Annotated in this window: 8 protein-coding genes; 2 read left to right on the forward strand and 6 right to left on the reverse strand. The window is 47.7% G+C overall.

Annotated features, from left to right (window positions below; translation table 11 throughout):
• Positions 1-165: 165 nt before the first annotated feature.
• From ACLFWI_RS19050 to sppA, 3 genes are all read right to left on the reverse strand, one after another.
• Complete coding sequence (locus ACLFWI_RS19050) at positions 166-1,911, reverse strand: ABC transporter ATP-binding protein (protein ID WP_446414215.1); 1,746 nt, start codon at positions 1,909-1,911, stop codon at positions 166-168.
• A 51-nt stretch (positions 1,912-1,962) separates the two neighbouring features.
• The gene (locus ACLFWI_RS19055) at positions 1,963-2,487 is read right to left on the reverse strand and encodes a YIP1 family protein (protein ID WP_446410983.1); all 525 of its coding nucleotides are present in this window, start codon (positions 2,485-2,487) and stop codon (positions 1,963-1,965) included.
• 75 nt (positions 2,488-2,562) lie between these two features.
• Entirely contained in the window at positions 2,563-3,522 is a 960-nt protein-coding gene (gene sppA / locus ACLFWI_RS19060) for a signal peptide peptidase SppA (protein ID WP_446414216.1), read from the reverse strand.
• A 362-nt stretch (positions 3,523-3,884) separates the two neighbouring features.
• On the opposite strand from sppA, the gene ACLFWI_RS19065 reads away from it, so the two are divergent.
• The gene (locus ACLFWI_RS19065; RefSeq protein WP_446414217.1) at positions 3,885-5,162 is read left to right on the forward strand and encodes a bactofilin family protein; all 1,278 of its coding nucleotides are present in this window, start codon (positions 3,885-3,887) and stop codon (positions 5,160-5,162) included.
• A gap of 371 nt (positions 5,163-5,533) precedes the next feature.
• Here ACLFWI_RS19065 and ACLFWI_RS19070 read toward each other — a convergent pair whose 3' ends face one another.
• Both ACLFWI_RS19070 and ACLFWI_RS19075 read right to left on the reverse strand, forming a co-directional pair.
• Entirely contained in the window at positions 5,534-7,903 is a 2,370-nt protein-coding gene (locus tag ACLFWI_RS19070) for a caspase family protein (protein ID WP_446414218.1), read from the reverse strand.
• Positions 7,904-8,115: 212 nt separating this feature from the next.
• Positions 8,116-8,907, reverse strand: coding sequence for a hypothetical protein (locus ACLFWI_RS19075; RefSeq protein ID WP_446414219.1), 792 nt, complete (start codon positions 8,905-8,907; stop codon positions 8,116-8,118).
• A gap of 280 nt (positions 8,908-9,187) precedes the next feature.
• Between ACLFWI_RS19075 and ACLFWI_RS19080 the strand changes: the two genes are divergently transcribed.
• Positions 9,188-10,168, forward strand: coding sequence for a serine/threonine protein kinase (locus ACLFWI_RS19080; RefSeq protein ID WP_446414220.1), 981 nt, complete (start codon positions 9,188-9,190; stop codon positions 10,166-10,168).
• A 15-nt stretch (positions 10,169-10,183) separates the two neighbouring features.
• Here ACLFWI_RS19080 and ACLFWI_RS19085 read toward each other — a convergent pair.
• Positions 10,184-10,379: WD40 repeat domain-containing protein (locus tag ACLFWI_RS19085; RefSeq protein WP_446414221.1), on the reverse strand; the 196-nt coding region annotated here is incomplete at its 5' end.

Raw genomic sequence — 10,379 nt, forward strand, 5'->3', positions numbered from 1 at the left:
TTTGACTATTGCTTTTTACAATGTCCCTTTCAATACTAACCTACTGTACTGATGGAGAATTGTATCGATTTTTACCTTTAATTAAATCGGTGACAATTCTAATTATTCGTTACCAAAACTTTACATTTCCCCTGTTCCCTGTTCCCTGTTCCCTGTTCCCTGTAACTAATGCAAAACTTCCTCAATCTGGTGCTGACTCCACAAGTCTTGATAAAGCCCTGGACTTTGGATCAGTTCAGTGTGAGTCCCCGTTTGCACAATCTTCCCCGCATCCATGACAAAAATCCGATCAGCGGTAGCGGCGGCTGAGAGTTGGTGGGAGATGAAAATCACCGTTTTGCGGTCAACGCCTGTGGAAAGATTCGCCAAAATTTGGGTTGCCGTCTGATTATCCACACTAGAGAGGGCGTCATCTAAAATCAGAATCGGCGCATCCATGACTAAAGCCCTAGCCAGGGCGATTCGCTGACGCTGACCGCCAGACAGCGTAATTCCCCGTTCTCCCACCATTGTTTCATACTGTTGGGGAAAATTGAGAACTTCGGCGTGAATTTGGGCTTGTTTTGCCGCCTGTTCTATCTGCGGCTGTTCGCTTCCCGGTGCGCCGTAACCAATGTTATTTTTTAGGCTGGTACTAAATAAAAAGCTATCTTGGGGAACGTAGGCGATCGCAGATCTTAAATCGGGTAAGCGTATCTGAGTGACATCGGAGCTATCCAGAAATAACTGATTTGGCGCAATATCCAACAGGCGAGGCAAAACATTTGCCAGGGTTGATTTTCCGGCACCAATCGCCCCGACAATTGCCACTGTTTCACCAGGATGAATGTGAAAGTCAACGGCTTGCAGGGCGGGAGTTTTGGCATCGGGGAACCTATAGCTAAGGTGATCGGCTTTCAACTCTCCTTTAATCGGTTGTGGCAGCGCGATCGCATCTGGGGCATTTTTAATTTTAGGTTCAATGGTCAAAATTGACTCCACTCGGTCAATACTCACCTCACCCCGTTGATAGGTGGTAATCGTGAATCCCAGTAAGGCGGTGGGGAAGACTAAGCGTTCGGCATAAAGAATCAGGGCGACAAAATCTCCTATAGTAATCGCCCCCCGCGCGATCGCACCAGAGCCAAACCACATCAACAGGAGTAAGCTGATATAGGATAGGGCTTCAATCACCGGAAACAGGACATTACGAGTGCTGGCTAATCCCAGATTTGCCGATAAAAGTCGTTGGTTCAAACCCCGGAAGGCACGGCGTTCATTGTCTTCCTGGGCGTAAATTTTAATCAGGGAGATACCACTCATATCTTCCTGAACCAATTCGCTGAGGTTGGAGAGTTCTTCCTGAACCGCCTGTTGTTGGGTCCGCAGCTTATCACTAAACAGGCGCACTGTGATCAACATGACTGGATAAACCGCCAGCGCCAAGAACGTCAGCCGCCACTCAATCGACATCATCACAGGTAGCGTCAAACCGTAGGCAAAGACAATATTGGCTAAACTCAACACCGCAAACCCGACAAGACGGCGGATATTGTCCACATCACTCGTGGCGCGGTTAATCAAATCACCTGCTGTATTGGTTGAGAAATAAGAGGGTTCTAGGGTAAGCAGATGTTGAAAAATCTTTTGTTTGAGGTCAAATTCCACCCGACGCCCCACGCCAAAGATAAGGATACGCGATCCCATGCGAATCGCCCACATCAAGGATGCCAGGATAAAGATCAGCCCGACTAACCGCAACACCTGATCAAAGGCGAAGGCGATGCGGAGTTCCTCAATACTATCCCGAATCAAGAGGGGAATATAGACTCCCACAGCATTGACAATCAGCAGAGCCAGGATACCCCAGGATACCTGAGTGGTATGAGGGCGCAGATAGCCGAGTAATTTTTGGATACGAGAATTAGCCATGTAACAAATCCTAACAATTTTTCGGCACAGACAATGGCTGATTTCTCGCGTTTAGGTACCCAAAATAATCATTAGGGGCCACAGGATGAGTCCGAATAGGGCTAAGAACGAAAGACTAAAGGTAATCGCCACACAGAGAATTGAGGACAACCAGCTTAACTGATGCACTCGATGGATAGCGATCGTCAGAGTCCCAAACACACCAACGGTAATCGCCAGAGAGAACACAGCGCCCAGGGTTTGAGACCATTGACTCGCCGCGATCGCAGGTGCAGTGAGGAGTAGGGGCCACAAGCCTTGCGCGATCGCACTCAGGCTTTCTCTACCATTTCCTTGTCCCCCGAACAATTGAGCCACCAGGTTCAGGGATGCTCCCAGCCAATACCAACCCAGCAATCCAGCCAACAGGAACAGCACACCAAAGCCGATGATACCCCCCACACCCAATCCCGCCGCACCTGCGGCGTTTAGCGCCATTATCAGTATGACGAGTAAGCCAATGGCAATGGCAGCTTGAATCGGAGAGCGAATTTCTGAACAGGGGCGGAAAATAGCTGTATATAAGGAATCCAGCATAACGAGTAATCACAGTTAGCGGTCAAAATCACTACAGATGTTCCGGCGGAACATCTGTACAACGTCAAAAACGGACTATTCCATCACCAGTAACGGTAATTTGTTCCAATCAATCCGCTGACGAATCCTTTGATACCCTGGAATCAACTGCTGCCAAAACGACGAGAACAACAGATCAAACGGTTGTTGCAAAAATCCTGAAGTATAATTGCGGACTTTCGGTTCGCCTTGGATATTCGCTAACTCTGCCGTTTTTTGCAACGCATCATAGGAGTTTCCCAAGGAATCGACTAAATTAAGTTCCTTAGCGCGTCTCCCGGTAAAAACTCGCCCATCTGCTAGCGGTTTTAACTGCTCCATCGAGATGTCCCGTGCTGCGACAATGGCATCCAGGAATTGCTGATAGGAGTCCATAACAATCCCTTGCACGATTTGCCGTTCGTCTGATGTTGTCTCTCGAAATGGAGAGAGTATATCTTTATATTGACCGCTTTTAATATTATCGGTTTGCACGCCAATATTATCCAACAAGGGCGAAACATTTTGGGTGCGAACAATTACCCCGATTGAACCCGTTACCGATGCGGGATTGGCAACAATATGATGGGCAGCACTGGCGACATAATAAGCACCAGACGTGGCAACATCACCCATACTGGCAACAATTTTAATATCAGTGTCCTCACGGGTTCGCATCAGCTCATTGTAAATCGCTTGAGATGCTGCCGGAGTTCCACCTGGACTATTAATATGCAGTAGAATTGCCTTGACCTGATCATTACGAGCTTGGCGAATCGCTTTAATCAACGCATTAGAATTTGAGGTATCGGTTGTAGCAAATGGCGTGGTTGTCGGTTGGTCGCTAATTAGACCATAGACTTCCAGGAGAGCCACATCCGCTTGACCTCTGGTGCGAATACCTGTGCCAGAACCTACCTGTTCAGGACGGGGAGTGCCGCCTCCTAGCCAATTCCCCAATGCCACCACGACGCAAATAATAATCAACACTAAGGCAAGAATTCGATCCTGGCGCACGAGTAGTTCCTCGGAAAAGACTTCACTGACTATAGGAATTTACCGCTATCATCCACTAAGCTGATTTAGAATAAATCTATCATTCGACAGAGATTAACTGTTGATTGTTCAGGGTTGATTGTTGATTGTGGAAAAGTTCTAAGTAGTCGGACAAAAGAAAACGGGACTGTATCAACTTCTGTAAATCGCCCTCAAACCCTTACTGTTCCCTGTTAAACCGTTCCCTGTTCCCTGATCTAAACCGTTAATTTTAATACAAGTCCACCTACTTAGAACCAATGATTAATATCTCTATCTTTTGATAGTCGCCCAAAATCCCAGAGATAGTCCAGCATAAGCAAAACCCCCTTGAGGAGGATAGGATGAAATCGCTGCGAATAACCATTAAACGAATTCTCCTATTTCTAATCGGTTTGGTATTGCTGGGAGGGCTATTTGGACTCTCACCCGTCTGGTCAATGACGATGCAAAGTGGAGAAGAGATCGTTATTGGTGTCAATGAGTTGATTGAGGATGACTTATACTTAGCTGGAAACCAAATTACGATTAACGGTACAGTCAACGGAGATGTCGTTGGGGCAGGTCGCCAAATTACAATCAACGGCACAGTTACAGGCGATTTAATTGCGGCGGGTCAAGCCGTGGTGATTAACGGTACAGTCCAGGATGATGTCCGCATAGCGGGTCAAGTATTGCAATTGGGAACCGAGGCTGAAATTGCCGATGATGTGGTCGCCGCAGGCTTCAGTCTGGAGATCAAACCGGGTAGCACTATTGGGGGTAGTTTAGCCTATGGCGGAGCGCAAGCGCTACTGGCTGGAACCGTTGCAGAACGGATGACGGGGGGTATGGCTGCTTTAGAATTGAGTGGCACCGTTGGCGGTGATGTGCAGGTTAGCGTCGGTGATGGTTCTTTTAACCCTACCTTCGTCCGTCAAACTCCTGTACCCATTCCTGAGGTTCCAGGGGGGCTAACGGTAACGGATTCGGCTCAAATTGAGGGTCAGCTTCGCTATCAATCTCCCACCGATGCTGATATCAGTCCGCAAGCAACAATAGTTGAGGGTATTTCTCGACAAGAGATAGAAACAGCACCGCCTCCAACCTTAACTGCAAGGATATGGAATCGAGTGCAGCGTTGGTTAGCATTACTGCTGGTTGGCTTATTGCTGTTTGCGATTGTACCCAATTGGACAAATCAATTAGTCCATGCTATTGCATCCAAACCCTTAGCGAGTGCGGGTTGGGGGATTCTGGTCGTTGTGAGTGTGGGAGTATTAGCGATCGCCATTCCGGTGGTTAGCTTGATACTAATGTTCGTCTTGGGCTGGATTATCCAGGAATTAGTGCCACTGGTTCTCGGCTTAGGACTGTTGACTTACACTGTACTCGTGGCTAGCTTTTGGCTGTTTGTCATCTACGTTCCCCAAATTGTGATTAGTCTTTTGGGCGGGCGCTGGGTACTTCGAGTGAGTCGGATTGAAACCAAGGGGCAAATTTTACCCTTAGGGATGGGATTGCTGATTTTCGTCATCTTAACCACTATCCCCGTTGTCGGTGCAGTGGTGAGTGCGATCGCTGTATTGTTAGGTTTAGGTGCAGTTGGGATTTGGGGTAGAACAATGTACCAAACCTTATAGCTTTATACTTTAATTTAAGGAACTCCTGCTCCTTAATTTCTACTCGTGTCCGAGATAATGTGCCGTAGAGAAACCGGGTTAACAACCATAAGCCAATCAGCACACAGATCCCTAAGGAAATCAGATTAGACGATTTCAGAAATAACGACAGTTCTATAACCATCCAAATCGTTAACGCTAACAATCCATCGTATCAACTTGGAAGTAGTCGAAAGGTCATTGTCTCGTTTTATCCCAAGTGCGGGGAGACAAGGTAGAGGACAGAAGGCATAAGGCAGGAGGCTCCAGGGCAGGTCAAAGGAATAATGACTATTTAGGCGGACATGATATGACGAATGACGAATGACAAATGACAAATGACGAATGACGAATCAAGAAACCACTTGATAATTAAAACTCAAGGTTGCCCAAGCATTCACATCCAATGCATACACATCAGAACCGATACCCAACTTATCGGGAGTAATGTTACTCGCCTGATGCAAGTCTTGTAGAATCGCCCGTGTGACTTCCAGGGGATTAAACAAATCACCAACTCGTTCTCCCTCTCCCTTGGGACGCATGGCGGCTTCTAATGCCGCGATCGCACCTGGGAACGGAGAAGGGCTGCAAATCAGTTGAATTTCCGCCACACCCACAGGACCGGGAATCATCCAATTAAAGGATGCTGAGGGTTTGGGCAGAATCAGAGTTTCCCCAGGTTTGATCGCACCACTGATCAGCGGTGGATTTTGTTCGGACTCCAATCCTTCGGGGGAAGGGAGTTGTTGATAAAACGCGATCGCACCGCCGCTACTTTCCAAACCCAACACCATGAAATACAAAGGGCGATCACTATAATTTTCTACGCGATACTGCACCCGACTGCCAATGGGTAACTTGGGCATTATTGCTGATCCCACCGAGGGCGGAGTCTTACTCGCATTTTGCTTAGGTTTATTGGTAGCGAGTCCAACAGACGTGCGCCAGGTTTCCCGTTGGATGATTGTCTTGGTTTCCGGGGCAATCATTTCCAGCGACGCCCGCATCCCCAGGCGCGATGACCCTTCATTCGCGGTCAACCGCAGCCATTTCATTGCCAATAAGGTTTTAAATTTGCCATTTAAGCGATTCACTGCTGATTTAACTGCCTCAGCCTCCTCGCCTAGACTATTAGGAATTGGGTTCCGGGCAAGGGAAAAGAGTCCATAGCCTCCTTTAAACTTCGGTTCTGACGTTTCTGTTGCCTGTTTCTTTCCTCTGCCAAACAAATAATCTGCCGCTTGTTCCCCAGCCACGACAACGGATGACACCGAAGGAATACTGGCAAAGGCACTGGTTGCATCCACCCGTTCAATGCGTTCTAAGTGAGTATCCAGGGCGATCGTTAAACCCATATTTCGGGGTAATATTCTAATCCGTTCGCGTACCAGTTGACCCACTTGCGGTTGCACTTTTTCCCCGCCATTGCCACTCAGTATACGTGCCTTGGCGGTTAACCCGTCTTTGGCTCGCAGTTGGAGTTGAACGGATTTAGGGACAGATTGAGCGGGGTTAGCCGTAGCTGAGGAATTTTCCGGCGGCGACGACGATAAACTCATCGGTTCCCCATCAAGCAACTCTAGAACCGAATTGGGACTATAGTATTCCAGCACGGATGCCGGTAATCCCGCTAACCATAGCTGTGCCACTTTGCCATTCTCTTCAATCCCCCTGACAACTCCATCTGCCCCTAAGGGAGGATTGGGGGATAAGTAATAGGCAAGCAAGGAATTTTGGCTCTTTTGACCCGTTAACTGTGGCTGTTGCTCATTACCCGCGAATTGATTCACAATCCCAGCTGTTCGACTGACGCTAATTTGAACACTGGTTGCCGCCGTGGCTTGCCAAAGATGCTGAGTCAGAGCATAGGTAAATAAACCTGCACTAAAGCCATTCCACTGCACCTCGGTTGCGGGTTGAGACGAACCCGCCGCCGTTAACACCAATCCTGGCATTTGCATGGATTTATCTAATGATTTCCAGGGTTTGGATGAGGCTTTGATCCGCTGCACCAGTTGTTCTTGAAACGCCAGTTCGTCGGGATTAGGCGCTAGGGCGGGTTGACGGGGAGAAGAGCGTACTTTTAGACTGCCTTTGAGGATATTCACCGCTTGCGTATGACTGGTATCAAGGACTGTTGTCACCTGATCCGTGGCTAGCGATCGCAACAGCAATGCCAAGGTTTCTGCTAAAAAATCGTTAGCTGCGGGTTCGCCTTTTGTGGGCAAGATCCCATCAACGGGTACAAAACTGTTTTGCCAGCGCACCGCCGAGGCTAAGGTTTCATCTGGCTGAGGCATCTGCACTTGGCTACCGTAACCACTAAAGTGGAAGACAACCACATCACCCGCCTCGGCTTGCTTGGTCAAATGTTCAATAAACGTGGTTTCAATCGTCTCGCGAGTGGCTTGGCTATTCGTCAGCGTCACGATATCGTTCGCCTGGAACCCAAACCGATGAATTAACAGTTCTCGTTGCAACTCTACATCCGTTACGCACCCCGCCAAAGCTGTCGTGCGCGGATACTCATTGATCCCCACCAGAAGTGCCAACTTACGTCCACCGGGTTGTGCCAGCACCTGAAAATAACGCTCCAACAAAGGCACGGCTAAACTTTTATCACCAAGGAGTGATAGTACCGTTTCACTGACTCCCAGTGCCGCTAGACCCCAGCCAGCTTTTTGCAGGAAAGTCCGCCGATTCAGTCCCATATTAGCCATCTACGCTGTTAATCTCAGCTATCAGCCTACCAGGAATAGGTTAGCGCGTTGTTAGAAAGTTTTGAGTTTTGATCCTTCGCTTCCGAAAGAGGGCATGGTGTGTAGGGGCGGGTTTAGGAACTTCACGCCAGCTATTGATGATAAAGTTGGTTCAAAACCCGCCCTCATCTCCCAGAGGTAGCATGCTACGTCTCGAACATTGCTCCCCCAGCTCAGAGCTGTGGCGTCTTTCCCGACGACTGCTCCGAGTTGAGATTTAGAAAGAGACGAATACAGTGAGCCACTTTTTTGTAGTCCCAGAATGGATCAGCATCGGGAGTGATGGCAAGATGTTTACCCGAATTCAAAACCAGAGCCACTCGCTCTATCTGGCGCTCTTTGGCATCTCTAATCGTTTCTATCGTCACATCAACAATCTCGGCAAGAGGGAGTTCTATGGTTGTACCACCGAGCAAACCCCGTTGCTTGAGCATCATGCGATCGCGCACTTTATCAAAGCTCAAGGTAACGACTTTCCCCTTATGCACCGCCACGAACAACCCCACCCCGATCAATAAACTGCCAAACAGATAACTAAACCAGCGATCGTCTTGCTGCACGTTCAGGGATACCTGGTCTTGATTCATAATAAAGGTATTAATTTGGGAAGCAATAGATTCTTGCTGATTACTATCGGAACTATAATCCGACGTTAAGGGAATTGCTCCGCTCCCCGTTAAGAGAACCACCCGATAAGTATCATTACTCTCATTCCTGGGATTGATCTCAATCCTGGCATCTCGTAAACTCTCTAAAGGAATGGTTCTAACCTCTGCTCCGACCAACCTGGAGTTGACCAATTCACAACTGCCTGTTTGGGCTAATCGTTGACAGGTTAGGGCTGACCCGCCTTGAAAGGCAATCACCCCTAGCCCGACTGCGGCGAGAACAGTACTCAAAAGCCACAACAACAGAGGTCGATGGCGGATGGTCAGCTTGATGCGATTGTATTCTACGATATCCATTCGTTTTTTGCTTTTACCCTGAATTACCCAATCAGCTAACTAATTTTTCTCGCTAATAACGTCTAGGATATCTTGATTACAGATATTTTAAGTTAAGACAAAATAAATCTTAATTGTTTACTTGTTTCCGCAAACAGAGAACAAGTTAGCATTATTCGTTGTTTTATTTGTGCTTTTTAATTGATAAATAGTAAATAGTCCTCAAATCCTTACATAAACAAATGACCAATAATAAATTACCCTTGTGTCAGAATAAGGTAACGTCTTGGATTTACAGGTAATGGCTTGGACAAAGGGACAGACGTTACAAAATGGCAAGTACACCATACAACAGGAATTAGGACGGGGACGTTGTGCGATTACCTATCGGGTTCAGGATGATACCGGAAAGGATTTTGTCGTCAAAACCCTCAATCAGGATATTCTCAGTCAACTTCCGGATGCAGAACGAACCAGTATCGAGTCAAAGTTTCGTGATGAGGCGCTGAAGCTGGAACGTTGTAAACATCCTCATATTGTCCGAGTTTACCGCACATTTAAAGAGGGGCAAGTTTTTTGTATTTGGATGGAGTATATCGCCGGGATTAAACTCTCTGACTTGACGCTACCCATACCCCAAAAGGAAGCCTTGGTTTATATCCAGCAGGTGGGTGAAGCGTTAATCGAGGTGCATCAACAGGGATTGCTGCATCGGGATGTGAAGCCAGAGAATATTATGGTACGCGCCGGAAAGCAGCAGGCGGTGCTGATTGATTTTGATTTAGCGGGGGAGTTTAATAATCCGTTAACCTCTCGTTGGAAAGATCAGCAATTCGCCCCGGTGGAGTTAAGTTCAACGAACCGAGAACAGGGGGTGTATACGGATGTTTATTCATTAGCTGCAACATTGTATGTTTTGCTAACGGGGAAGTTACCTGCAACCGCGTTAGATCGTTTGGATGATATCGCTGATTTAATTCCACCGAAGACGCTAAAGTCAGACATTTCTGAACAGGTGAATCAGGGGATTGTCCAAGGTATGAAATTGGAATATGGCGATCGCCCACAAACAATGGAGGAGTGGTTAGCGTTATTGGGAATCAGGCGGGGGATAAGGGTTCCTGGATTTCCGCAAACGAAGGCGGAATGGGTGAAAGTGGGGAAAATAGTGGGGGGAATTCTGGGAATAGCCGCCGCGATCGCAGGTATTATATCGATGACGGTTGATATTGGGGTTTGGTCTCCGGATTCTTCTTCTCCCTCACTAGAGGAAACCAAATGAAGGTAAGCCATGGCGCTACAAGGGACGCCACAAATTAATTGTCTTATCCTCACTCCCACTAGCAAGGAATCCATCAGCACCAATGTCAAGGGCGTATACTGGGGCGGTATGATCTTCAAGGGTTTGCATGAGTTCCCCCCGATGCAGATGCCAAATCTTGATTGTCTTGTCCTCACTCCCACTAATCAGATATTCACCATCTGGACTCAGC

Origin of the sequence: Coleofasciculus sp. (assembly GCF_046539235.1) — a bacterium.
In the GTDB taxonomy this organism is placed as follows: Bacteria; Cyanobacteriota; Cyanobacteriia; order Cyanobacteriales; family Coleofasciculaceae; genus Coleofasciculus.

Excerpts from the sequence above, each read along its gene's own strand:
- ACLFWI_RS19050 (WP_446414215.1), bottom strand. The coding sequence starts at position 1,911 with ATGGCTAATTCTCGTATCCAAAAATTACTCGGCTATCTGCGCCCTCAT.
- ACLFWI_RS19075 (WP_446414219.1), bottom strand. The coding sequence starts at position 8,907 with ATGGATATCGTAGAATACAATCGCATCAAGCTGACCATCCGCCATCGA.
- ACLFWI_RS19070 (WP_446414218.1), bottom strand. The coding sequence starts at position 7,903 with ATGGCTAATATGGGACTGAATCGGCGGACTTTCCTGCAAAAAGCTGGC.
- ACLFWI_RS19080 (WP_446414220.1), top strand. The coding sequence starts at position 9,188 with ATGGCTTGGACAAAGGGACAGACGTTACAAAATGGCAAGTACACCATA.
- ACLFWI_RS19065 (WP_446414217.1), top strand. The coding sequence starts at position 3,885 with ATGAAATCGCTGCGAATAACCATTAAACGAATTCTCCTATTTCTAATC.
- ACLFWI_RS19055 (WP_446410983.1), bottom strand. The coding sequence starts at position 2,487 with ATGCTGGATTCCTTATATACAGCTATTTTCCGCCCCTGTTCAGAAATT.